27 protein-coding genes are annotated in these 24,782 nt (G+C 36.0%); 26 read left to right on the top strand and 1 reads right to left on the bottom strand.

The features are described from left to right. Nucleotides 1–17: 17 nt before the first annotated feature. The 14 genes from CN946_RS02860 to CN946_RS02790 all read left to right on the top strand — a co-directional run bounded on the left by CN946_RS02860 (nt 18) and on the right by CN946_RS02790 (nt 12,134). Nucleotides 18–650: an AmiS/UreI family transporter gene (locus tag CN946_RS02860; protein ID WP_098859810.1), complete on the top strand. Its 633-nt coding sequence runs from the start codon at nt 18–20 to the stop codon at nt 648–650. A gap of 176 nt (nt 651–826) precedes the next feature. After that, a complete protein-coding gene (locus tag CN946_RS02855; protein WP_098859809.1) occupies nt 827–3,031 on the top strand; it encodes a S8 family serine peptidase in 2,205 nt (734 codons plus the stop codon). Nucleotides 3,032–3,292: 261 nt separating this feature from the next. Then, complete coding sequence (locus CN946_RS02850) at nt 3,293–3,517, top strand: AtpZ/AtpI family protein (protein ID WP_025568596.1); 225 nt, start codon at nt 3,293–3,295, stop codon at nt 3,515–3,517. A gap of 4 nt (nt 3,518–3,521) precedes the next feature. After that, on the top strand, nt 3,522–3,902 hold the full coding sequence (locus CN946_RS02845; RefSeq protein WP_025568597.1) for an ATP synthase subunit I: 381 nt from the start codon (nt 3,522–3,524) through the stop codon (nt 3,900–3,902). A 64-nt stretch (nt 3,903–3,966) separates the two neighbouring features. After that, on the top strand, nt 3,967–4,638 hold the full coding sequence (gene atpB / locus CN946_RS02840) for a F0F1 ATP synthase subunit A (RefSeq protein WP_420488239.1): 672 nt from the start codon (nt 3,967–3,969) through the stop codon (nt 4,636–4,638). Between the two features lie 80 nt (nt 4,639–4,718). Beyond that, nucleotides 4,719–4,934, top strand: coding sequence for a F0F1 ATP synthase subunit C (atpE, locus tag CN946_RS02835; RefSeq protein ID WP_025568599.1), 216 nt, complete (start codon nt 4,719–4,721; stop codon nt 4,932–4,934). A 207-nt stretch (nt 4,935–5,141) separates the two neighbouring features. Further along, a complete protein-coding gene (gene atpF, locus CN946_RS02830; protein ID WP_098859946.1) occupies nt 5,142–5,645 on the top strand; it encodes a F0F1 ATP synthase subunit B in 504 nt (167 codons plus the stop codon). Next, nucleotides 5,642–6,181: a F0F1 ATP synthase subunit delta gene (locus CN946_RS02825; protein WP_056469304.1), complete on the top strand. Its 540-nt coding sequence runs from the start codon at nt 5,642–5,644 to the stop codon at nt 6,179–6,181. The genes atpF and CN946_RS02825 overlap by 4 nt, the downstream gene beginning before the upstream one ends. A 22-nt stretch (nt 6,182–6,203) precedes the next feature. Beyond that, nucleotides 6,204–7,712 (top strand): F0F1 ATP synthase subunit alpha, encoded by a 1,509-nt coding sequence (gene atpA, locus CN946_RS02820; RefSeq protein ID WP_097974902.1) that lies wholly within the window; start codon nt 6,204–6,206, stop codon nt 7,710–7,712. 85 nt (nt 7,713–7,797) lie between these two features. Then, entirely contained in the window at nt 7,798–8,652 is an 855-nt protein-coding gene (locus tag CN946_RS02815; RefSeq protein WP_069033739.1) for a F0F1 ATP synthase subunit gamma, read from the top strand. Between the two features lie 63 nt (nt 8,653–8,715). Continuing rightward, nucleotides 8,716–10,128, top strand: a complete 1,413-nt coding sequence (gene atpD / locus CN946_RS02810; protein ID WP_025568604.1) for a F0F1 ATP synthase subunit beta — start codon at nt 8,716–8,718, stop codon at nt 10,126–10,128. Nucleotides 10,129–10,211: 83 nt separating this feature from the next. After that, nucleotides 10,212–10,613 (top strand): F0F1 ATP synthase subunit epsilon, encoded by a 402-nt coding sequence (locus CN946_RS02805; protein ID WP_025568605.1) that lies wholly within the window; start codon nt 10,212–10,214, stop codon nt 10,611–10,613. 535 nt (nt 10,614–11,148) lie between these two features. After that, nucleotides 11,149–11,712: a nuclease-related domain-containing protein gene (locus CN946_RS02795; protein WP_098859807.1), complete on the top strand. Its 564-nt coding sequence runs from the start codon at nt 11,149–11,151 to the stop codon at nt 11,710–11,712. A 2-nt stretch (nt 11,713–11,714) separates the two neighbouring features. Next, entirely contained in the window at nt 11,715–12,134 is a 420-nt protein-coding gene (locus CN946_RS02790) for a hypothetical protein (RefSeq protein ID WP_098859806.1), read from the top strand. On the opposite strand, the gene CN946_RS02785 is transcribed toward CN946_RS02790, so the two are convergent. Continuing rightward, nucleotides 12,131–12,751: a TetR/AcrR family transcriptional regulator gene (locus CN946_RS02785; protein WP_098859805.1), complete on the bottom strand. Its 621-nt coding sequence runs from the start codon at nt 12,749–12,751 to the stop codon at nt 12,131–12,133. The two genes, CN946_RS02790 and CN946_RS02785, sit on opposite strands and share 4 nt — an antisense overlap. Nucleotides 12,752–12,981: 230 nt before the next feature. Between CN946_RS02785 and CN946_RS02780 the strand changes: the two genes are divergently transcribed. The 12 genes from CN946_RS02780 to CN946_RS02725 all read left to right on the top strand — a co-directional run bounded on the left by CN946_RS02780 (nt 12,982) and on the right by CN946_RS02725 (nt 24,780). Next, nucleotides 12,982–13,626 (top strand): HlyD family secretion protein, encoded by a 645-nt coding sequence (locus CN946_RS02780; RefSeq protein ID WP_483295366.1) that lies wholly within the window; start codon nt 12,982–12,984, stop codon nt 13,624–13,626. Between the two features lie 12 nt (nt 13,627–13,638). Then, the gene (locus CN946_RS02775; RefSeq protein WP_098859804.1) at nt 13,639–15,420 is read left to right on the top strand and encodes a DHA2 family efflux MFS transporter permease subunit; all 1,782 of its coding nucleotides are present in this window, start codon (nt 13,639–13,641) and stop codon (nt 15,418–15,420) included. A 385-nt stretch (nt 15,421–15,805) separates the two neighbouring features. Continuing rightward, nucleotides 15,806–16,174: an NADH-quinone oxidoreductase subunit A gene (locus CN946_RS02770; RefSeq protein ID WP_098859803.1), complete on the top strand. Its 369-nt coding sequence runs from the start codon at nt 15,806–15,808 to the stop codon at nt 16,172–16,174. After that, on the top strand, nt 16,165–16,683 hold the full coding sequence (locus CN946_RS02765) for a NuoB/complex I 20 kDa subunit family protein (protein WP_056469321.1): 519 nt from the start codon (nt 16,165–16,167) through the stop codon (nt 16,681–16,683). The genes CN946_RS02770 and CN946_RS02765 overlap by 10 nt, the downstream gene beginning before the upstream one ends. Further along, nucleotides 16,680–18,014, top strand: a complete 1,335-nt coding sequence (locus CN946_RS02760) for an NADH-quinone oxidoreductase subunit C (RefSeq protein WP_098859802.1) — start codon at nt 16,680–16,682, stop codon at nt 18,012–18,014. The genes CN946_RS02765 and CN946_RS02760 overlap by 4 nt, the downstream gene beginning before the upstream one ends. An 8-nt stretch (nt 18,015–18,022) precedes the next feature. After that, nucleotides 18,023–19,123, top strand: a complete 1,101-nt coding sequence (locus CN946_RS02755; protein ID WP_098859801.1) for an NADH-quinone oxidoreductase subunit D — start codon at nt 18,023–18,025, stop codon at nt 19,121–19,123. Continuing rightward, a complete protein-coding gene (gene nuoH / locus CN946_RS02750; RefSeq protein WP_098859800.1) occupies nt 19,123–20,124 on the top strand; it encodes an NADH-quinone oxidoreductase subunit NuoH in 1,002 nt (333 codons plus the stop codon). Before CN946_RS02755 ends, nuoH begins: the two co-directional genes overlap by 1 nt. Nucleotides 20,125–20,155: 31 nt before the next feature. Beyond that, entirely contained in the window at nt 20,156–20,575 is a 420-nt protein-coding gene (gene nuoI / locus CN946_RS02745; protein WP_025568978.1) for an NADH-quinone oxidoreductase subunit NuoI, read from the top strand. Next, nucleotides 20,572–21,090 carry an NADH-quinone oxidoreductase subunit J gene (locus CN946_RS02740; protein WP_025568977.1) on the top strand — a complete coding sequence of 173 codons (519 nt, stop codon included), beginning with the start codon at nt 20,572–20,574 and terminating at the stop codon, nt 21,088–21,090. Before nuoI ends, CN946_RS02740 begins: the two co-directional genes overlap by 4 nt. Continuing rightward, nucleotides 21,087–21,401 carry an NADH-quinone oxidoreductase subunit NuoK gene (gene nuoK / locus CN946_RS02735; protein ID WP_025568976.1) on the top strand — a complete coding sequence of 105 codons (315 nt, stop codon included), beginning with the start codon at nt 21,087–21,089 and terminating at the stop codon, nt 21,399–21,401. Before CN946_RS02740 ends, nuoK begins: the two co-directional genes overlap by 4 nt. Before the next feature lie 17 nt (nt 21,402–21,418). Beyond that, a complete protein-coding gene (gene nuoL / locus CN946_RS02730; RefSeq protein ID WP_098859799.1) occupies nt 21,419–23,275 on the top strand; it encodes an NADH-quinone oxidoreductase subunit L in 1,857 nt (618 codons plus the stop codon). Further along, on the top strand, nt 23,272–24,780 hold the full coding sequence (locus CN946_RS02725; protein WP_098859798.1) for a complex I subunit 4 family protein: 1,509 nt from the start codon (nt 23,272–23,274) through the stop codon (nt 24,778–24,780). Before nuoL ends, CN946_RS02725 begins: the two co-directional genes overlap by 4 nt. Nucleotides 24,781–24,782: the final 2 nt, after the last annotated feature.

Genomic DNA, 24,782 nt, shown 5'->3' with positions numbered 1-24,782 from the left:
CTTTTTAACAAGTCACTATGGGATCTGTAGGTTTACTTTTATCTGGTGCAACTCTGTTTTTAAATAGTCTAGTTTTATTAAATAAAGCAAATGCTAAAAGTGCAGCACTATTAAACTTATTTGTTGGTACATTACAAATCGTTTTTCCTATCTACTTATTAATGCATTTAGGTGCTGGTAAGTGGGAATTATTTAATACGGCAAGCATTTTCTTTTTTGGTATTACTTATTTATATAATGGATTTACAAATCTTAAAGGTTTTAATGGAACAGGCTTAGGCTGGTTCTCACTTTGGGTATCTATCATGTCTGTACTTTGGGCTTTCGTGAACTTCACTATAATTCATGATGTTGTAGACGGACTATTATGGGTTATGTGGGCATATTTATGGTATCTATTCTTTGCTGGCCTAGTATTAGGTAAGAAAATAGAACGATATACAGGAATCGTCGCAATGATACAATCTTGGACTACAATTACTCTTCCTGCATTTTTTATGCTTTTAGGGATTTGGCAGGAGACAGTAATTTCAAATGCATGGATCGTAGTTTTAGGAGCATCAATATTGTATTTTGTCATCCATGAAGTTAAAGCGTATGTTACAAATAAAAAATTCCAGTTGTTTAACCAACCTGAATTAAAAAATTAATGATAATACAAAAAGACTAACTTTTTAGGGAAGCTTAATGCTTTACCTAGAGTTAGTCTTTTTTTTATTTTGAAAACTTTGTAGGTTCTAGAGAAAATTACCTTTTTATACATGAATGAACGATTAGTGAGAAAGCTAAAAAGAAAATATCTTATATAAAGGAGAACCTGCATTGAATGAAAAATTACTTTCTTAAAATAATTATTTGTCTAGTTTTTTTACTATTTCCATTTAAAGATGTTTATGTAAATGCACATGAACAACAAAAACAAGTTGCTTTAATTTCGGTTAAAGATGGAATGATTACACAGGCCATAAAATATATTGGTGAACGTTTCCCAAATGTAACCGTAAGACAACAATACACTGAGACATACTATGGTTTTTCAGTATCGGGTTCTCTTGAAGAGTTATCACAGTTAGCTAAAATGCCGTTAGTAATGGATATGCATTTTGTTACAACTTATAGAGCTCATTTAGAAGATAGCATCCCTTTTATTGGAGCGGACGAAGCTCAATTATATAAGGATCAAAGGGGAAGAAAGATTACTGGTGAAGGCGTTAAGGTAGGAGTAATTGATACTGGTGTAGATTACAGACATCCTGATTTGAAATCAAATTATGGTGGCGGGTACGATACGATTGATTTAGACAAAGACCCAATGGAAACTAAACTTGAAGAAAAAAGTACATTTCATGGTACTCATGTAGCTGGTGTAATAGCGGCTAATGGAAAAAGAAAAGGCGTTGCTCCTAAGGCAACAATCTATGCATACCGTGCTCTTGGTCCAGGTGGCGTTGGTACATCCGAAACGGTTATGGCTGCAATTGAGCGAGCAGTGAAGGATAAAGTAGATATTATTAATTTATCACTAGGTAATGATGTCAACGGTCCAGACTGGCCGACAAGTATTGCGTTAGATAAGGCAGTAGAGAAGGGTGTACTAGCAATTACGGCTGCAGGAAACTCTGGACCAGGATTATGGACTGTCGGTTCTCCCGCAACTGCATCAAAGGCTTTAACAGTTGGTGCGAGCTATCCACCTGTTCTTTTCCCATCTATACATGTGAAAAATAAAGAGACAATTATTAGTCCTATGATCGGATCTGCTAAATGGGGTAAAGGTTTAAATGGGCGATTTGTATTTAAGAAGTATGGAGAAAAGCGTGATTTAAAAAGAGTAAAAGACAAAATTGTCTTGCTTGAAAGAGGAAAAATTACATTCACTGATAAAGTGAAAAATGCTCAAGATGCTGGTGCTAAAGCTGTTATTGTCTTTAATAATATTGATGGAAATTTCATCGGACAAATTAAAGGTAAATTTACTGTTCCAGCTGCGACTATTTCAAGAAAAGAAGGCTTAATGATTAAGAAAATCATTGAAAAAAATAAAGTGGAAGCTAAAACTGGACATGAAAAGAAGGTAGATATTCTAGCGGACTTCAGCTCTAGAGGGCCGGTAACAGGTACTTGGCAAATGAAGCCAGATTTATTAGCTCCAGGTGTACAAATTAAAAGTACAATTCCAGGTGGGTATTTAGCACTTCAAGGTACGAGTATGGCAAGTCCACACGTTGCTGGAGCAGCTGCTCTAGTAAAACAATTGCACCCAGATTGGAGTATGGAGGATTTAAAAAGTGTGCTAGTCAATACAGCAACACCATTATATAAGAATAATAAAAAGATGTATCATGCGTACGAACAAGGGGCTGGAAGATTAGATATTGAGAAAGCACTTGAGACTGAGACAACATTATTCCCGACATCTTTATCTTTAGGAGTAACGAGAAAAACGGATTTACAAGTAAAGAAAGATTTTGTCGTAAGAATTTCTAATAAATCAAATATGCCAAAACAAGTTACAGCTATAAATAATCAGCCAGCCACTGGAATACAATGGGTATTACCTAAGCCTTTTACAATTCCAGCGCACGCTAGCAAAAAGATTAATCTTAATGCAACAGTTGATGCGAAAGTATTAAGAGATGGATTTTATGATGGGGCAATTACGTTCAGTACAAATGATGATGAAAATCTAAGAATGCCGTTTTTATTACTGCAAGGAGAACCGAACTTTCCCTCAGTAATGGGATTTCACTTTGGTAGAGTAAAAGGTAAAAATCGCTATAAATATGAACTTTATTTACCAAGTAAAGTTGAGGAATACAAAATTGCTGTTTTTGAATCAGAAACATTCCGTTTGTTAGGTGTGATTGATGAACAGGAAAATAGTAAGAGGGGAATTATCAAGAAGGAACTAGTTTTAAAAGACTTTCCTAAAAGTGGAATTTATAAGTTTGTGATCTTTTATAAACGTAAACAATATGAAAGTGCAACGGAATCTTACGTCAATGTCGCTAAAATTTATGTTGAAGACTAAAAATTGGTAAGTAATTTTTAATAGTTTTTTAATTTAGGTAATTGACACATTTTTGTAACATATTGTATGCTTAACATGAATGTTTAAAAGGGTTTTCATTGTATGTAAATACTATGTTATTAAAATTTTTTGAACGTTTTGTGAACAATTTGTGAACGTTTTCAATGTTTAGAGATTTTAGCAGATATTTGTTGTAGAATTAACCATGATAAGACTTTTGGCAATTTTTTGAGAATGAAAATTGACATGGAGGGATTTTGTATGAAAAACAACAATCAACATCCTCTTAAAGCAATGGCACTCATGTCTTCCATTCTAGCTCAGCTTGTCGGTTCTATTCTCATAGGCATCTTTTTAGGAAGATGGATTGATTCATTTTTTAATTGGCCAGTACCAGTATTTATGATCATCTTTTTACTGTTAGGATTATTTACTGGAATCTACGGCACGCTTAAATTAGTAAAACAATTTACACCAGGGGACTAGTTACATGCAAAAAGATAATTTTAGACGATTCACACGAGATATGTTGTATATCATTGCTTTAGCTGTTTTAGGTTGGGCATTTACCGACTATAAAACAATTTTCACAGGCTATATTCTCGGAACAGTAACTAGTTTTTATTGTATATGGATTCTACACAGAAAGATAAATACCTTTTTTGACCGAGTTTTAAAGCAACAAAAAGTTCGATCTTTAGGTACTGTAATTTGTCTTTCAGCGGTGGCTCTAGCTATGGTCATCGCGCTTCGGTATGAAAATTTTGTGAGCATACCGGCACTAACTGCGGGACTAATGACAGGACATCTTGTCATTATGATACATTTTGCATTACAACAAACGTCTTTTGCAAGGAAGAGAGGTGAATAAATTGGAACACGGCACTTATGGTTTTAAATTTATTGGTTTAGATTTTACGTTAACAAATGTTCTAATGACTACCATTGCTGCAGTAATCGTCTTTATCATCGCAGTAACATGCGCAAGAAGTCTACAAATACGCCCATCAGGAAAGCAAAACTTTTTAGAGTGGGTTATAGATTTCGTTAAAGGCATTGTCAACAGTACAATGGATTGGGAAACTGGTGGTCGCTTCCTTACACTAGGTGTGACATTACTTATGTACATATTTGTTTCAAATATGTTAGGTCTACCATTCGATATCTCATTCGATGGAAACTCAGTTTGGAAATCACCTACATCAGACCCAGTCATTACTTTATCATTAGCAATCTTTATAGTTGGTTTATCACATTATTATGGTATTAAGATGCGCGGTTTTGGAGCGTATGGTAAAACATTCTTCCAACCAATGCCATTCTTATTCCCATTAAAAATTATTGAGGAATTAGCAAACACATTAACGCTAGGTCTTCGACTTTACGGTAACATTTACGCGGGGGAAATCTTACTAGGTTTACTTGCAACAATGGGTACACATGCTTATGCATCAAGCGCAGGAGAAGGCGTTCTTTGGACAATTGCAGCGGCAATACCAATGATCGTATGGCAGGGATTCTCTGTATTCGTTGGTTCAATCCAAGCGTTTATCTTCGTAATGTTAACAATGGTTTACTTGTCACATAAAGTGGCGGACGAGCATTAATCTGCTCATTAAAATTGGTAGTTAGATAAAAATTATAAAAAAAAATATATTTCTTATGATTAAGAAGGAGGAAATTTAAAATGGCTTTAATAGCAGCGGCAATCGCAATAGGTTTAGGTGCACTAGGTGCAGGTATTGGTAACGGTTTAATTGTATCACGTACAGTAGAAGGTGTTGCTCGTCAACCAGAATTACGTTCAACTCTTCAAACTTTAATGTTCATCGGGGTTGCATTAGTTGAGGCACTTCCAATCATCGCGGTAGTTATCGCATTCATGGCATTTGGTAAAGCTTAAGATTTATACAAGCAGTTAAAAAATGGCGAAGTTTGTGTTCACATTTACTTCGCCATTCCTTTATGACACTTTTGTTGTAAAGATTGAATTTTGAAAGTAAAGCTAAGGTCGGTAAGAGTCCTAGGCTATGTTATAAAAAAAAGAAAAATTATTAAATGATACCCTCGAAGGGAGTGAAGGCTTGTGTTAAACGGTTCATTATTCGTAATCGGTGAAGCAAACGGACATGGTATACCTTGGGGCGATGTAGCGTTTCAATTAGTGATATTCTTAATCCTACTTGCTTTATTACGTAAGTATGCATTAGGACCTGTAATGGGAATTATGAAACAACGTGAAGATCACATCGCTAATCAATTAGACTCAGCTGAGAAAAACAACGCTGATGCAATGAAACTAGTTGAAGAGCAAAAGCAAGAGTTAGTTGCTGCTCGAACTGAAGCTCGTGAGCTTCTTGAGAAAGCTAGAAAGCAAGCTGATGTACAACGTGAAGAAATCGTTGCCGCAGCTAAAGCAGAAGCTGAAAACTTGAAAGAAAGCGCTAAACGTGAAATTATTCGTGAAAAAGAGCTTGCAGTACAATCAGTTCAACAACAAGTTGCTTCATTATCTGTATTAATCGCTTCTAAAGTACTTGAAAAAGAAGTGAAGTCTGAAGACCAATCTGCTATTTTTGATCAATATCTTAAAGAAGTAGGCGAAGCTAAATGAGTAACGAATTAGTTGCAAAACGCTACGCAAACGCTCTTTTTGAATTAGCTACTGAACAAAATTTAGTAGAAACTGTTGAACATGACTTACAAGTAGTGAAAAAGGAGTATGTAGAAAACTTAGAATTAAATAAGTTTTTACAACACCCTGGAATCACAAAAGAAAGCAAAAAGTCTGTCTTAAATGACACGTTTGCTTCAATCTCTGAAACGGTATTAAATCTAGTATGCTTATTAGTTGATCGTGGACGAATGAGCACTATTTCTAACTTAGTAACTGAATATGTAAAAATTGCGAATGAAACTCGTAATATTGCAGATGCAACAGTTTACTCTGTGACGGCAATGTCTTCTGAAGAACTAGATAAAATTGGAGCGTTATTCGCTTCTAAATTAGGTAAAAACTCAATACGTTTGAAAAACGAAATTGACCCATCTTTAATCGGTGGTTATAAAGTTCGTGTTGGAAACCGTATTTTTGACGGCAGTTTAAAAAATAAACTTGTTCGAATTGAACGTGAATTAATCGCAAAATAGTTTGTAGATAGGGGTGAAATGCATGAGCATCAAAGCTGAAGAAATCAGTGCGCTGATTAAAAAGCAAATCGAAAATTACCAAACTGAAATAGAAGTTAGTGATGTTGGTACAGTTATCCAAGTTGGTGACGGTATCGCTCGTGCTCATGGTCTTGACCAATGTATGTCTGGAGAGCTAGTTGAGTTCTCTAACGGCGTTATGGGACTAGCACAAAACTTAGAAGAAAACAATGTAGGTATTATCATCTTAGGACCTTACACAGGCATTAAAGAAGGCGACGAAGTTCGTCGTACTGGACGCATCATGCAAGTTCCAGTTGGTGAAGCATTAGTAGGACGTGTAGTAAACTCATTAGGTCAACCAGTTGATGGTTTAGGCCCAATCGAAACAACAAAATCTCGTCCAATTGAAAACGCTGCTCCAGGCGTAATGGCACGTAAATCAGTACATGAGCCATTACAAACAGGTATCAAAGCGATCGACGCTCTTGTACCAATCGGACGTGGACAACGTGAGTTAATCATCGGTGACCGTCAAACTGGTAAAACAGCTGTTGCTATCGATACAATTCTTAACCAAGCTGACCAAAACATGATCTGTATCTATGTTGCAATCGGTCAAAAAGAATCTACAGTTCGTGGACTTGTTGAAACATTACGTAAGCATGGCGCTTTAGATTACACAATCGTTGTAACAGCTCCAGCTTCATCTCCAGCTCCAATGTTATACTTAGCTCCTTTCGCTGGTGTAACAATGGGTGAAGAGTTTATGTACAATGGTAAACACGTATTAGTAGTATACGATGATTTATCAAAACAAGCGGTAGCTTACCGTGAGCTTTCATTACTATTAAAACGTCCTCCAGGTCGTGAAGCATATCCAGGGGATGTATTCTACTTACACTCTCGCTTATTAGAGCGTGCAGCTAAGTTAAATGATGAGTTGGGTGGCGGTTCATTAACTGCATTACCATTCATCGAAACACAAGCTGGTGATATCTCAGCTTATATTCCAACAAACGTAATCTCAATTACTGACGGACAAATCTTCTTACAGTCTGACTTATTCTTCTCTGGCGTTCGTCCAGCGATCAATGCAGGTCTTTCTGTATCACGTGTTGGTGGTTCAGCGCAAACTAAGGCGATGAAATCAGTAGCAGGTACGCTACGTCTTGACTTAGCGTCTTTCCGTGAGCTTGAAGCATTTGCTGCGTTCGGTTCAGACTTAGATAAAGCAACTCAAGCTAAACTTAACCGTGGTGCTCGTACAGTTGAAATCCTTAAACAAGGTTTACACAAACCATTAAAAGTAGAAAAACAAGTAACATCTTTATATGCGTTAACACGTGGTCACTTAGACAGCGTAGCAGTTGAAGACATTACTCGTTTTGAAGAAGAAATGTTAGCTTGGATGGACGTTAATGCAAAAGGTCTTTTAGATGCTATTCGTGATACTGGTAAATTACCAAACGAAGCTGACCTTGACGCTGCAATCACAAGCTTTAAAAAGAACTTTATTGCTTCTAAATAAGAAGGCGATTTAAATATCTGGATTTGAAGGATCGGGCTCTAGCTCGTCCTTCATTTAACTGTTTACCAAAAGGTGGTGAAAACCTGTGGCATCATTACGCGATATAAAAACAAAAATTAATTCAACAAAAAAGACAAGCCAAATCACAAAAGCGATGGAGATGGTTTCTGCTGCGAAATTAAACCGTGCTGAGCAAAACTCTAAGCAATTCGTTCCTTATATGGAAAAAATGCAAGAGGTAGTTGGTAGCGTGGCAAAAGGTGTAAACAGTAGACATCCAATGCTAGTAACTCGTCCAGTTAAAAAGACTGGTTACATTGTCATCACTTCTGACCGTGGTTTAGCTGGTGCATTTAATAGTAACGTATTACGTGCGGTAACTAATACAATTAAAGAGCGTCATAAATCGAATGATGAATTTGCAATTATTGTACTAGGTCGAGTTGGACGTGACTACTTTAAGCGTTTAGGTTACCCAATCGTTGAAGAGGTTCTTGGGCTTCCAGATCAACCTTCATTCGATGATATTCAAAAATTTGCTAATCGTACAGTTCAAATGTACACTGACGGCATTTTTGATGAGCTTTACTTATCATACAATCATTTCGTAAGTAAGATTTCTCAAGAGGTTACTGAGAAAAAGCTATTACCTTTAACAGATATTGACACAGGTAAGGCAACAACTAATTACGAATTTGAACCATCTGATGATGAAATCTTAGAAGTTTTACTGCCACAATATGCAGAAAGCTTAATCTTTGGTGCATTATTAGACAGTAAAGCTAGTGAACACGCTTCACGTATGACAGCGATGAAAAGTGCAACTGATAATGCGAAAGAAGTTATTAGTAAGCTTACTCTTCACTATAACCGTGCGCGTCAAGCAGCAATTACACAAGAAATTACTGAAATCGTCGGCGGAGCAGCAGCACTAGGCTAATTTGCTTACAACGGCTATATAAATTGATCGGCTTTTAATGAAACAATGCTAGGAGGAAAAGCGATGAGCAATGGTATTATTACTCAGGTATTAGGACCAGTAGTAGACGTAAAGTTCGAAAACGGCCAATTACCACAAATATATAATGCGTTACGTGTTCGTAAAGAAGCGGGCGACGCAAACGAAGTAAACATTGATTTAACATTAGAAGTTGCTCTTCACTTAGGTGACGATACTGTTCGTACAGTTGCAATGGCTTCAACTGATGGATTAGTACGTGGAATGGAAGCAGTTAACACAGGTAAACCAATTTCGGTTCCAGTTGGTGACGCTACATTAGGACGCGTATTCAATGTGTTAGGTGACAACATTGACTTAGACGAAGAACTTGGAGAAGACGTACGTCGTGACCCAATTCACCGTCAAGCACCTAAATTTGAAGAATTAACTACAAAAGTAGAAATCCTTGAAACTGGTATCAAAGTAGTAGACTTATTAGCTCCTTACATCAAAGGTGGTAAAATCGGTCTATTCGGTGGTGCGGGTGTAGGTAAAACTGTATTAATTCAAGAATTAATTAACAACATCGCACAAGAGCACGGCGGTATCTCAGTATTCGCTGGTGTAGGTGAGCGTACTCGTGAAGGTAACGACTTATACCACGAAATGAGCGACTCTGGCGTTATCAAGAAAACAGCGATGGTATTCGGACAAATGAACGAACCACCTGGTGCACGTCAACGTGTTGCCTTAACTGGTTTAACAATGGCTGAATATTTCCGTGATGAGCAAGGACAAGACGTGTTATTCTTCATCGATAACATCTTCCGTTTCACTCAAGCAGGTTCTGAGGTTTCTGCCCTATTAGGTCGTATGCCTTCTGCGGTAGGTTACCAACCAACTCTTGCTACTGAAATGGGTCAATTACAAGAGCGTATCACTTCAACAAACAAAGGTTCTGTAACTTCGATTCAAGCGATTTACGTTCCTGCCGATGACTATACGGATCCAGCACCAGCTACAGCGTTCGCTCACTTAGATGCAACAACAAACTTAGAGCGTCGTTTATCTGAGATGGGTATTTATCCAGCGGTAGATCCATTAGCATCTACATCTCGTGCATTAAACCCTGAAATCGTTGGTGAAGAGCACTATGAAGTAGCTCGTCAAGTACAATCAACTTTACAACGTTATAGAGAACTTCAAGATATCATCGCAATCTTAGGTATGGATGAGTTATCAGAAGAAGATAAATTAGTCGTAGCTCGTGCTCGTCGTATTCAATTCTTCTTATCTCAAAACTTCCACGTTGCGGAGCAATTCACAGGACAAAAAGGTTCTTACGTACCAGTTAAAGAAACTGTTAGTGGATTCAAAGAGATCTTAGAAGGTAAATATGATACTCTTCCTGAAGATGCATTCCGTTTAGTTGGACGCATTGAAGAAGTAGTAGAAAAAGCAAAAACATTAGTATAATAATTGTCTAATCGAAAGGCTTGTTCATCATTCTATTTGAATGAACTTGATTAGCTCACGAAGCTAGACAGGAGGAGTTCACTATGAAGACAATGAAAGTCAGTATCGTCACTCCTAATGGACCGGCTTATGAAGGCGAAACAGAATTCGTTAGCACGAAAGCAACTAGCGGTGAGCTAGGTATTTTACCTGGACACATTTCAACTGTGGCACCGTTAGCAACAGCACCTGTTAAAATTAAATCACCAGCTGGAACAGATTACGTTGCAGTTAGTGGCGGATTCATTGAAATTCGACCTGAAGCCGTTACAATATTGGCTCAATCTGCTGAAGCATCAACTGAAATCGACGTTGAGCGTGCAGTAGAAGCAAAAAAACGTGCAGAAAAACGTCTACAAGAAAGACGCCCTGACACAGATATCAAACGTGCAGAACTTGCTTTACACAAAGCAATGAACCGTTTAAACGTAGCACAATATAAGTAATTAAAAAAGAGCCCTTGTGGGGCTCTTTTTTTGTTTGGTTAAGTGGGGGGGGTTAGTAAAATAATAGATGGAATTATAATTGGGGTAGGTGCAATAAGAAGTTATGAAAGTGCAAATAAACAAGTTGAGCGTGCAAAAAAATTTAAAATAGTAGCAAATAAACTGATAGGTGCAAATAAAATCGAAGAAACTGCAATTAAAAATTGTAAAACTGCAAATTAAATTAATTAAAGTGCAAATATAATCTAGTTACTGCAATTAAATTTTGCAAAACTACAATTAAATTTGAGATAACTTCAATTAAATCTACGAAAAGTGCAAATAAAACAGGCACATCTTAATAAAATATCGAATTTATGATCAACTTTAATTAAATTTTGTCAGTTTCATCAAAAAATAGTTTAGTATTAGACCAAATTTAATTAAATTACAGAAATAAAGACGGTTATCGACTCAATTTTTATAGTTTGTATTAGAAGGTATCTGTACAAAAAATCTTGAATATAAAAAGAAATCTAAGTGAGGTGACTTTTTGATGATATTAAAAGAACGAACAGTTCCGTTGGTTATTAAAAAATTGGAGGCTTTATTAAGGAGATTACCTAGTGATCATCCCCAATGGGCAAGAATTGAGGAGGATCTATTCAAGTACAAAGCAGGTTATCAAGGTGAAAAGTCTTTAGATTATCATCTTAGTTTTTTTCCAAAAGAGCGTAGTTTCATTTTGCATGATGTAAGGTTAGTAGATGATTTTAAGCACTTTTTTCAAATCGATACGATTATAATAACCCCACGAGTACTAATCATTATTGAGGTAAAGAATTTAATTGGTACTTTGTATTTTGATCAAAATTTTAATCAACTTATTCGATCAATTGATGGGAAAGAAGGGTCATTTACAAACCCCATTGTTCACGTTGATAGGCAAAAAAGACAACTTACACAGTGGCTACGAAAACATAATTTTATAAATTTAAGTGTCATACCCTATGTGGTTGTAAGTAGTCCAAAAACAATAATAAAAGCTTCATCAAATCAAAGTGAGATTGCAAAAAAGTTTTTCATTCTGAGTTACTTTACAAAAAAGTTGAGGAGCTAGAATTGAAATTAAAAACCGATTTTTATACACAGAAAGAAATAAGGAGATTAGCTAAACTGTTAATAAAGCAACACCAGCTTTTAGATCAAAATATATTAGATAAGTACAATATCGGTAACAATGAGGTACTAACTGGTGTAATTTGCATTAATTGTCATCAGTTTTCAATGGTACGAGATAAAGGGAATTGGATTTGCAAGAATTGCTTATATGTTTCAAAAGTAGCACATATTAGTGCTTTAGTTGATTATTTTTTGTTAATTGGAAACTCGATAAATAATAAACAAGTTAGAGACTTTCTCCATGTACCCTCTATCTACAACGCTTCAAGACTCCTTCGCAAACTAAATCTACCATCATCAGGAACAAAAAAAGATAAAACTCACTATTTAGACGAGTTGTCACAGCAATCCTCTTTTTAGTTTAATTCCAATCCCGCTGTTGTTAAAACACCATTTCTTGAGATTTTTAAAAGGTATTCTGCCATGTGTTTTTTTGTGTATGGCATGTCATTTTCAACCCAAAATGAAATTACGCTGAGAGTTGCGCCTGATATATAACTTACTAGTAGGTCACCTGGGACAAGATATATATTCTTTTTTGGTTGTATGAATGCAATGCCTTTTTCGAACGTTGTATATAATACTTCGTAAAGTCTTCTTCTAAAAATATTTGGTCCTTGTCGCTTTAGTAGGACTTTGTAGAAGTAACTGTTTTTTTCGATATGTTCGAATAGGTGGAAGTAGGATTGTAAGGCCATTTCATCTAGTGAGTTGGGGTTTCCGTCATACATACTAAAATCTACATTCTTCATGGCGCTGTCCAAATCAACTAGTTTTTCTCTAACTATTTGGCGGACCATTTGGTATTTGTCTTCGTAGTGGCTGTAAAAAGTTGCTCTGTTGACATTTGCTTTTTTAGTTATGTCTTGTACACTGATCGCTTCGAATTCTTTATCTGATAATAGCGTAATTAATGCATCTTGTAAAAGTTGTCTAGTTCGAATGACACGAGGGTCGAGATTATTTTTTATGCTCATTTTAAAACTCCTTTATTTATTAAATAACTTTAAGAAAGTAAACAATCATTATTAGTAGTGTTGCTTAAACAACAAATTTTAAATTATTAACGGTTGAGTACGTTTATAAATCAATTATAATTAAAAACTATGAGAAGTAAAACGACAATGTGTTGCTTTATTTTTGTTACCTATATAGAGAAACGATTAAAAAATTAGGAGGAATTTTATTTATGGGGAACATGAAGAAAATGGTGTTTGTTAACATAATTACTTTAATCATATTAGTTGCTGGTGGATTTGCTGGTTATTACTATTATGATCAATCAACAAATTATATAAAAACTGATAATGCAAAAATAGATGGGCAACAAATTGTTATTTCATCTCCTGCTGCTGGTAAGCTTGAGTCATGGTCAGGTACATTCGGAAAAACATTTTCACCAAATGAATCAATCGGTAAAGTTTTAGCTGCACCTCAAGCAGCTGGAGATACTGCACATGAAGTATCAGTTTCAGTACCAACAAATGCTACGATTGTTCAAGCAAATGCAATTAAAGATCAATTAGTTGGAACAGGTTCAACTCTTGGTTATGCATATAATTTAGATAATCTTTGGGTTACTGCAAATATTAAAGAAACTGAAGTAGAAGATGTGAAAAAAGGTCAAGAAGTTGATGTGTATGTTGACGCATATCCAGATACTACTTTAACAGGTACTGTGGAATTTGTTGGATTAACAACTGCAAATACATTTAGTTTATTACCTTCTGGAAACTCTAATGCAAACTATACGAAAGTTGAACAGGTTGTACCTGTAAGAATTGCTTTAGATCATAATAAGTCATTTGAAATTGTTCCAGGAATGAATGCTTCTGTTCGTATCCATAAGTAAGGAGGAATTTCAATGTCTACAGGAATGATTATTGCATATGGAGGGTTTTGCTTAATTGTTTTCTTTATTATTAATCGAATTGTATTAAGAAATAAAGAAAATGACCTAAAAATAGATAAAAGAGAAGAAATGGTCCAATCGGAAGAACCAAATAAAATAGAAAAAACTGAAGAAATTCAAAAGAAAACCAATCCATCTGAGTCAAGTGAAAAACAGAGCTTTAGTATGGGAAAAGTTTTGACAGTACTATTACTAGGTATGTTCGTGTCTATTTTAAATCAGACATTAATAAATGTTGCTTTACCGAAGTTAATGGCAGATTTTAATGTAACTACTTCGACTGCACAATGGCTTTCTACTGGTTTTATGTTAGTGAATGGTATTTTAATTCCTGTCAGTGCTTACTTAGTAGATACATTTACTTATCGAAAATTATTTATCTTTTCGATGATTGCCTTTACAATCGGTTCAATTATTTGTGCTTTATCAGGAAACTTCCCAGTTATGATGGCAGGTCGTGTAGTTCAAGCGGTCGGGGCTGGTATTTTAATGCCACTTGGTATGAATATTTTTATGACGATCTTCCCGCCTGAAAAGCGTGGGGCAGCAATGGGATTAATGGGAATTGCAATGATCCTGGCACCAGCTATTGGTCCAACAATAACTGGGTATGTAGTACAAGATTATTCATGGCATTTCTTATTTTATGGAATGGCTGTGTTAGGTGTCATTTCAATCTTTTTGTCTAATGCTTGGTTTCATATTTCACGTAAACGTTCATTCCCAACTTTAGATATTTGGGGAGTAGTAAGCTCGTCACTTGGATTCGGAAGTTTATTATATGGATTCAGTGAAGCTGGTAATAAAGGTTGGGGTAGTACTGAAGTAGTTCTTTCTTTAGTAATTGCTTGTATCAGTTTAGGTTTATTTGTGTGGAGAGAATTAACTGCTAAACAACCATTAATAAATTTAAAAGTATTTAAATCTTTTTCGTTTACTTACACATTATTAATTAACTTAATCGTTACGACTGCTTTATACGGAGGGATGATTTTACTACCTCTTTATCTACAAAACATTCGTGGGTTTACACCAATTAGAGCAGGATTATTATTACTTCCTGGTTCATTGATAATGGGTGCTCTTGGACCACTTACAGGTAAGTTATTCGATAAGTATGGTATCCGTCCTTTAGCCATTTTTGGTTTACTTATTATGACATTTACAACTTATGAGTTCACTAAATTGTCTATTGATACACCGTATTTAAAAATTATGTTTTTCTATACTTTACGTTCATTCGGTATGTCATTTATTATGATGCCAATTATGACTGCTGGTTTAAATAAGTTACCACTTAAGATGATTTCGCATGGTACTGCAACTCAAAATACACTACGACAAGTTGCAGGTTCGGTAGGTACAGCAGTCCTCGTTACAATTATGACGACTCAAACGACAAATCATTTAGCTGACTTTTCAAATGAAGTGACTTCAACGAATTCTTTCATTATGGATTGGGTTCATCAAACAGGCGCACAGTTAGCTGGCGCAGCTGGAGTAACCCCTTCTCAAGGTGGAGCTTTAGCAGTTACAACGCTTTATAGTCAGGCGTCGAAATTAGCATCTATTAATGGGATTAATGATGCATTTATTTTTGCAACTGTATTATCAGGTATTGCATTAGTGCTTTCATTCTTTATGGGAAGTACAAAGAGCAGAAAGATTGCACAACCTAAATCAAAATCTAAAAATCAAAATAAGCAGCAGTCTTCAGAAACGATTGCATCTTAAAAAAAGGCCAGTTCATGTTTTGAACTGGTTTTTTTTTCGACAATTATCACTATTTTTTAATTTGTGGAAATTGTGAATAACTTTCTGTGGATTTGTGGATAACTCTTATACTGATATACAATTTTAGTAACTGGTAATGACAATTGAAATATTAGAAATTTATTAGAACGACATACATATAAGATAAATAAAGAATAATGGAATTTATTTTCCAACTATATCATTCAATTTTCAGATTAATGGCAATAAATATCGACACGTTTTTGTCACATTTGTTATAATGGATACGATTACAAAACTGAATAGTAAAAATTAATGAAAAATACATTATATTTATAATAAGTATATAATGTAGAGCTCTGTAGTTAGAGGAGGGACAAGTTTCGTGAATACTTATTTAAATAATTATGTGATCGTAGTTGTGTTTCTAGTTATAGGAATTGCGCTTCCAGTTGTCGCACTCTCGGTAATTGGTAAAATTTTAAGACCGAATGTACCAACTGAAGCAAAAGCAACGACCTATGAAAGTGGTATTGAACCATTTCATGATGCGAAGGTTCGTTTCCACGCTGGATATTACATTTTTGCACTATTATTCGTTATTTTTGATGTTGAAACTGTTTTCTTATATCCGTGGGCGGTTGCATATGATCAATTAGGGCTTTTTGCTTTTGTAGAGATGATTATTTTTATTCTTATGCTATTACTTGGACTTATTTATGCTTGGAAGAAGAAGGTGTTGAAATGGTTATGAAGTTAGATGGAATTTCTGTTGCTGAAATGGAAGAACTCCAAAAGAATATTTTTTTCACGACTTTGGAAGAAGTGAAGGCATGGGCAAGAAGTAACTCGTTGTGGCCATTAACATTCGGGTTAGCTTGTTGTGCAATCGAAATGATGGGTGTAGGTTCATCTCATTATGACTTAGACCGATTTGGATCATTTTTCCGTACTTCTCCTCGTCAATCTGACTGTATGATTGTTTCTGGGACTGTTACGAAAAAGATGGCTCCAATTGTTAAACGCCTTTACGATCAAATGCCTGAACCAAAATGGGTAATTGCGATGGGCTCATGTGCCACTGCTGGTGGACCATATGTTAACTCGTATGCAGTTGTTAAAGGAGTGGATCAAATTGTTCCTGTGGACGTGTATATCCCTGGATGCCCTCCGAATCCAGCAGCATTAATTTATGGTATTAACAAATTGAAAGAGAAGATTCGTTACGAAGCTAAAACCGGAAAGCAGGTGACGAATAAGTGAGTGAAGATAAGTCAAAAGAACAGTTAAAGAAAGAAGCAGCTGAGAGGGCTAAAGAAGCGGCTCGACGTAAAATGGAACAGTTGAAGGCAGAAAAGGAAGCTGCAAAAAATACAGAAGTTCAAAAAGAAGAAGTTCCTGTAGTTGAGGAGCCTACTGTTGAAAATGAAGTTAAACAAGAGGAACAAGCTTCAGAAGATGAAAAAGCGAAAGCACTTGCACTAGCGAAAGCAAAAGCAGTAGCAGCGGCGAAGGCAAAGGCGGCAGCAATCGCAAAACAAAAAGCAGCAGAAGCAAGCGAACAGACTCAAGCAGAAGAGTCAGAGGTGACTTCTGATGATGATAAGGCAAAGGCTCTAGCAGCGGCGAAGGCAAAAGCAGTAGCAGCAGCAAAAGCAAAGGCAGCAGCAATTGCGAAACAAAAAGCAGCGGAATCAGGCGAACAGTCTCAAGCAGAAGAGCAAGAGGCGACTTCTGATGATGATAAGGCAAAGGCCTTAGCAGCGGCGAAGGCAAAAGCAGTAGCGGCAGCAAAAGCAAAGGCAGCGGCATTAGCTAAGCAAAAAGCAGCAGAAGGTGGAGATGCTCCGGCAGATGGTGCAGATGATGAAAAGGCGAAAGCAATTGCAGCAGCGAAGGCAAAAGCAGTAGCGGCAGCAAAAGCAAAGGCAGCGGCATTGGCAAAACAAAAAGCAGCGGGTGGAGAAGACACTGCAACTGCTGGTTCGGACGATGAAGCGGCAAAAGCAAAAGCGAAGGCAATTGCAGTTGCGAAGGCAAAAGCAGCGGCAGCCGCAAAAGCAAAAGGTAAAACAGATGGTGGTAAAGAGGCTCCGGTTGAAGAAGTGAAACCTTCTCATAATCAACCATTGTTAGATGAAGTAAAGGCATTAATTGAAAAAGAATTTGGAGCGGATGTTATTGAGGAAGCAACTATTAATACGCTATCTAAACATGATCCAACTTTTACAATTAAAAGGGATGCTTACTTTAAAGTCGCACAGTTCTTGAAAATTAATGAACAGCTACAATTTACTTATTTATCTGGATTACATGGAACTGATTTTGTTGAGTACATGGAAGTTTACTCTTACATATATTCATATAAACGTAAACATGGAATCGCTTTAAAAGTAAGAGCAGACCGTGAACAACCTATTGTTGATAGTATTACTCCAATATGGGAAGGTGCAAACTGGCCAGAGCGTGAGACATACGACTTACTTGGTATTCAGTTTGAAGGACATCCAAAATTGGAGCGTATACTACTGCCAGACAATTGGGTTGGCTATCCACTAAGAAAAGATTACGTTCAATTTGACGAGGGGGTGTAGGATAAGCCATGATTCGTACGGAAGAAATGCTATTAAATGTCGGACCTCAGCATCCAAGTACACACGGTGTATTTCGTCTTGTGTTAAAGATTGATGGAGAGATCATTAAAGAAGCGACACCTGTCATCGGTTATCTACACCGTGGTACAGAGAAAATTGCTGAAAATCTTCAATATACACAGATTATTCCATATACAGACCGTATGGATTATCTATCAGCAATGACAAATAACTATGTTATCTGCCATGCTGTTGAAACAATGATGGATATTAAAGTTCCAGATCGCGCAGAATATTTACGCGTTATTGCAATGGAATTGGGGCGCGTTGCTAGTCACTTAGTTTGGTGGGGTACAAACCTTCTAGATATTGGGGCAGTGAGTCCATTCCTTTATGCTTTCCGTGAACGTGAAATGATTATCAATCTATTAAACGAACTTTGTGGAGCGAGATTGACTTTTAACTACATGCGTGTTGGTGGGGTTAAGTGGGATGCTCCTGAAGGTTGGATTGAAAAAGTAAAAGAATTTATTCCTTATATGAGAGAGCAATTAAAAGGTTATCACGATTTAGTTTCTGGTAATGAAATCTTTATTAATCGTGTAAAAGGTATTGGTGCATATTCACAAGAAGATGCAATTAATTTTTCATTAAGTGGTGCAAATCTTCGTTGTACTGGTGTTAAATATGATCTACGAAAAGATGCTCCATATTCTATTTACGATCGCTTTGATTTCGATGTACCGGTGGGAACAGTTGGCGATGCATGGGATCGATATATGTGCAGAATGCTAGAAATTGAAGAGTCATTAAAGATTTTAGAACAAGCTGTTGAACAATTCCCTGCTGAAGGTGATATTTTAGCAAAAGTTCCTAAAATCATCAAGGCTCCTAAAGGTGAAGGATATGTTAGAATCGAGTCACCGCGTGGAGAAATCGGTTGCTATATTGCAAGTGATGGAAAAAAAGAGCCGTATCGTTTGAAGTTTAGACGACCATCTTTTTATAACCTGCAAATTCTTCCAAAGCTACTAAAAGGTGAAAACATCGCAAACTTAATTACTATTTTAGGTGGTATTGATATTGTACTTGGGGAGGTAGACGGATAATGATAGAAAATCTTCTACAAAGTACACCGTCTTGGATAAATTTTCTCATCTATTTAGGCTTAGGCGTTATTTTTCTATTTGTAGTTTTAGGCTTCGTAACATTTGGAATCCTTTCAGAACGTAAAGTAATGGGTTTCATGCAAGGGCGTATTGGACCTAACCAAGTTGGTGGACGTTATGGTTTACTTCAAACTGTTGCTGACGTATTAAAACTACTTTTAAAAGAAGATACAATTCCAAAAGCAGCAGATAAACCATTATTTATACTTGCACCGATCATCGCATTTGCACCAGCGTTTATGGTATTAGCAACTCTGCCTTTCACAGAGAACTTACAGTTTGCTGATATAGGTGTTGGATTACTTTACTATATTGCTGTTTCAGGATTAACAACAGTTGGTGTTGTTACAGCCGGTTGGGCTTCAAATAACAAATACTCACTTATTGGTGGTATGCGTGCAGCAGCACAGATGATTTCATATGAAATTCCGTTAGTTATGAGTGTATTAGGTGTTATTTTATTAACTGGAAGCTTAAATTTAAATGATATTGTTAATGCACAGGAGAATGTGTGGTTCATTGTAACTCAGCCGATTGCATTTATCGTTTTCTTAATTGCAGCTGTAGCTGAATTAAACCGTACACCTTTTGACTTACCAGAGGCTGAGTCAGAACTTGTAGCAGGTTATCATACAGAGTTTTCAGGATTCCGTTGGGCATTCTTTATGCTTTCAGAGTATGTTTACTTTTTTGCAATGTGTTCGTTAATTACGATTCTATTTTTAGGCGGATGGAAACCAATTGCGGGTCTAGACTTTATTCCTGGAGCTGTATGGTTCTCTTTAAAATTTAGTGTAATTTTATATTTATTAATTTGGTTCCGTGTAACGTTCCCACGTTTACGTGCTGACCAATTAATGGAGTTTGGTTGGAAGGTATTATTACCAGTTTCATTAGCTAATGTTTTAATAACTGCATTAGTAAAAAGCTTGTTCTTCTAAACAAATAGACCAATCTAAAGGGGTGTGAGTCATGATTGGGTTAGTAAAAGGTTTAAAATATACTCTTCAAAATTTAACGCGCGAGAAAGTGACGTATGATTATCCAAATCAGCCGATTCCGTTACCAGATCGTTTTCGTGGAATTCAAAAGTTTTATCCAGAAAAATGTATTGTTTGTAATCAATGTTCAGCAATCTGTCCAACAGACTGCATTACATTAACTGGTAAAAAACATCCTGATCCTACAAAAAAAGGTAAAATTATCGACACATACGATATAAATTTCGAAATTTGTATTCTATGTGATTTATGTACAGAAGTTTGTCCAACAGAAGCGATTATTATGACAAATAACTTTGAACTTGCTGAATATTCACGTGATGAATTATTTAAAGACCTTCAATGGCTTGATGAAAACGATCAAAACATTCGAAAGGAGAATAAAGCATGAGTGGTTTTGTAGTTGCTTTCTTTCTTCTTTCTTTATCAGCCATTTTAGGTGGCGTAATGATGTTAAACTCAACGAAAGTTATGCATATGATGCTTTCACTTGTATTAACATTCATAAGTATTGCAGGGATTTATGTCCTTCTATCAGCTGAATTTGTAGCTGTTGTTCAAATTCTTATTTACTCAGGTGCAGTAACAATCTTAATGATTTTTGGAATCATGTTAACGAAACATGATATTGAAAGTGAAAAACCAAAAAGAAATTGGAGAAATATTGCGGCGTTAATCGGTATTGTTGCATTTGGAGTCGTTATGTTTTTAGGTGTAAACGGACTTTCAATCGACGCTTCAGATGTTGATTTAGCAACAAATAATACGAAAAATATTGGATTACAATTATTTACAAATCATATCGTTCCATTTGAAGTAATGTCTGTTTTATTACTAATTGCTTTAGTAGGTGCGATCATTTTAGCAAAATCAGATGATTCAAAAGAGGAGGGTACGAAGGAATGAGTTCAGTTCCAATTAATGCTTATCTTCTTTTAGCGCTAATTTTATTTTGTATCGGATTATATGGTGCATTAACAAAACGAAACACAGTAATCGTGTTAATTTGTATCGAGTTAATGTTAAATGCCGCGAATATTAATTTAGTTGCATTTAGTAAGCTTGGTGTAGCACCGTCATTAACAGGACAAATTTTTTCATTATTTACGATTTCAGTAGCAGCTGCTGAAGCTGCAGTGGGCGTGGCAATTTTAATTGCATGGTATCGTCATCGTCAGACAGTCAATATCGATGAAGCTGATTCATTGAAAAGATAAATAGGAGGTGGAATTTGATGATGCAGTATGCTTGGCTTGTTCCGGTACTTCCGCTAATTTCCTTTCTAATCCTAATATTAGCAGGTACAAAAGGAAAGAAAGGTAGTGGGATTTTAGGAGCAACTTTAACAGGAATCTCATTCATCATCTCCTTGTTCGTCTTATTTGACCGTCTACAAGGGGATACAGTGCAGAAACTATATACTTGGTTAACAATTGGAAATATCGATATTCACGTTGGATACGTAGTAAATGCACTAAATTCGTTAATGCTAGTAATCGTTACGTTTGTTAGTACATTAGTACATATTTATTCAACAGCATATATGGAAGAGGATGACCGAATTACAGTGTTCTTCGCATACTTAGGCTTATTTACATTTGCGATGTTAGCACTTGTCATTTCACCTAGCATTCTACAACTTTATGTATTCTGGGAGTTAGTAGGTTTAGGTTCGTTTTTACTTGTTGGTTTCTACTTTTATAAAGAGGAAGCAAAAGCAGCGGCTAAAAAAGCGTTCATTATGACTAGAATAGGGGACGTTGGTTTATTTATCGGGATGGTACTTTTATTTTGGAAAACAAAGAGCTTTGATTTCGATCAAATTTTCAATGTAATCCAAGGTGGGCAAGTGAGTTCTGGTATGTTAACACTTATTGCGATCTTGATTTTCGTAGGAGCAATGGGTAAATCAGGTCAGTTCCCACTTCATACATGGCTTCCTGATGCGATGGAAGGTCCAACACCTGTTTCTGCATTAATTCACGCAGCAACAATGGTAGCTGCCGGTGTTTACTTAGTAGCAACGACTTATCCGATCTTTATTGCTAGTGGAACTGCTTTAACGGTAGTTGCGATTGTCGGAGGATTTACAGCGATTTTTGCAGCGAGTATTGGTCTTGTACAAAGAGATATTAAGCGAGTACTAGCATACTCTACAGTCAGTCAGTTGGGTTATATGATGCTTGCATTAGGTGTAGGTGGTTATACAGCAAGTATTTTCCACTTAACAACTCATGCGTTTTTTAAAGCATTGTTATTCCTAGCTGCCGGTAGTGTTATTCATGCCGTACACACTCAAGACATCTTTAAAATGGGTGGATTACGTCAGAAAATGAAATGGACATCTACACTATTCTTAATTGGTACATTAGCTATTACAGGTGTACCATTACTATCTGGTTTCTTTAGTAAGGATGAGATTTTAGCTGCAACTTGGGAAAATGGAAATTACGTTTTATTTGTAGTTGCTTTAACAGCGGCATTCTTTACTTCATTCTATATGTTCCGATTATTTTTCTTAGTTTTCACTGGAGAAGAAAAGACAAAAGGTGCGCACGAGTCACCGATGTCAATGGTTCTTCCAATGTCACTATTAGGGATCCTTGCGATATTTGCAGGTTATATTAATACACCTTTCTTTGGTCGTCACTTAAATGAGTTTTTATTAGATGGAGCTCCATTTACAATTGCTGAGCATAGTCATGAGCCGGTTTGGATTATGATCGTAGCAACGCTTGTTTCTTTAGCTGGTATTACGCTTGCTTACAATATGTATGGAAGAAAAGTGAAGCAAACTAAACAAGAAGAAAATGGATTATTCTATGAAATTCTTCTTAATAAATATTATATTGACGAATTATATAACGGTTCAATCGTAAAAGGTATGTTTGCAATCGGACATGTAATGTTTGCTATTGAGCGTTTTGTAATTGAAGGGATTGCAGTTCTAGTAAAAGGAATTGTAAGTAGTATCGGTGGAATTGGTTCAAGGCTGCAAAGTGGTCAAGTCCAAACATATGGATTTATCACATTACTTGGTCTTGCACTAATCTTATTAGCAATCGTTGTGACAGGGGGGTACAACTTATGATGTCTCATTTCTTATTATGGGTTGTTTTCTCACCTTTATTGGGATTATTACTAGTTTCTTTTGCTCCAAAGAATTCTTATAAGCTTTGGGCATTATTGACTTCAGTTTTATCATTTGCAGTTACTATACTTGCTTATATAGCAGGTCAAAACCACTCTAGCTTAAAAGATTGGAATATTTCATATGATTGGTTTTCATTTGGAAAGTTTTTCGCTGGATCAACTAGATTGTTTCAAGTTAAGTTTGAGCTTGGAGTAGACGGTCTTTCATTAGTGATGATTTTACTTACTGGTATTATCTCATTAATCGCTGTAATAGCAGGTTACTCTATTAATAAAGGTTCAAAAGGCTTCTATCAACTACTATTTATTTTACAAGTAGGTATGTTTGGTGTATTTGCAGCTCAGAACTTAGTTTTATTCTTCTTATTCTTTGAATTAACGCTAATTCCAATGTTCTTCTTAATTGGTAAATGGGGCCGATTTGATAGTGAACGTGCTGGGTACCAATTCTTAATTTATAACGGATTAGGATCTGCATTCTTATTATTTGTTATTGCTGTCCTATTTGCTCGCACAGGCACAACAAATTATGAAATTTTAGCAAACATCATTCCAACGGGACAACAAACAGTTAGTCCAATATCAGAGCATTTAAAAATGGTTCTATTAATTTGTTTATTAATTGCATTTGCAATCAAACTACCATTATTCCCGTTCCATCGATGGATGGTGAATGTTCATACTCAAGCAAATCCTGCTGTAGTAATCATTCACGCTGGTATCCTACTAAAAATTGGAACTTACGGTTTAATTCGTTTTGCTTTAGGGGTTTTCCCAGAGCAATTTGAAAAAATGTCGGTAGCTCTTGCGATTATTGGTGTAATTAATTTACTTTACGGAGCTTATATTGCTTTAATTCAAAAGGAATTACGCTCTGTATTGGCATATTCAAGTTTCTCACACATGGGGATTGTTATTATTGGATTAGCAGCAATGAATAGCGCTGGAATTCAAGGAGCAATTCTACAATCAGTATCTCATGGTTTAATTGCAGCACTTCTATTTTTAATAGTTGGCATGTTAGAAAACCGAGGTGATACTACTAGTTTTGACCGTATTTCTGGTCTTTCAAAATCAGCTCCAAGACTTGCCGGCTTATTACTTTTTGGCGGTATGGCATCGTTAGGTTTACCAGGTCTATCAGGGTTCGTAGGAGAATGGCTATCATTTGTTGGGCTTTTCCAATCTCATAAAGCAATTGCAACTGTAGGTACGTTAGGAATCATCTTAACTGCAGCTTATATTTTAAGAGCAATTTTACAATTAAGCTTCGGTAAAAATAGTGAATTTATTTCATCATTCACTGATTTGTCAAAACGCGAAGCAATTGCTTCAGTTATTTTAGTATTTGCGATTGTCCTGCTTGGTGTATACCCAGCTTTCGTAAATAATATGATTGTGTCATCAGTGGATTTTATCATTCAAGGGATTAGAGGTGTATAGAA

Origin of the sequence: Bacillus sp. AFS053548 (assembly GCF_002575105.1) — a bacterium.
Lineage (GTDB): Bacteria > Bacillota > Bacilli > Bacillales > Bacillaceae_G > Gottfriedia.
The sequence above is the reverse complement of the archived record's forward strand: the minus strand, read 5'-3'. Positions and strand labels throughout refer to the sequence as shown.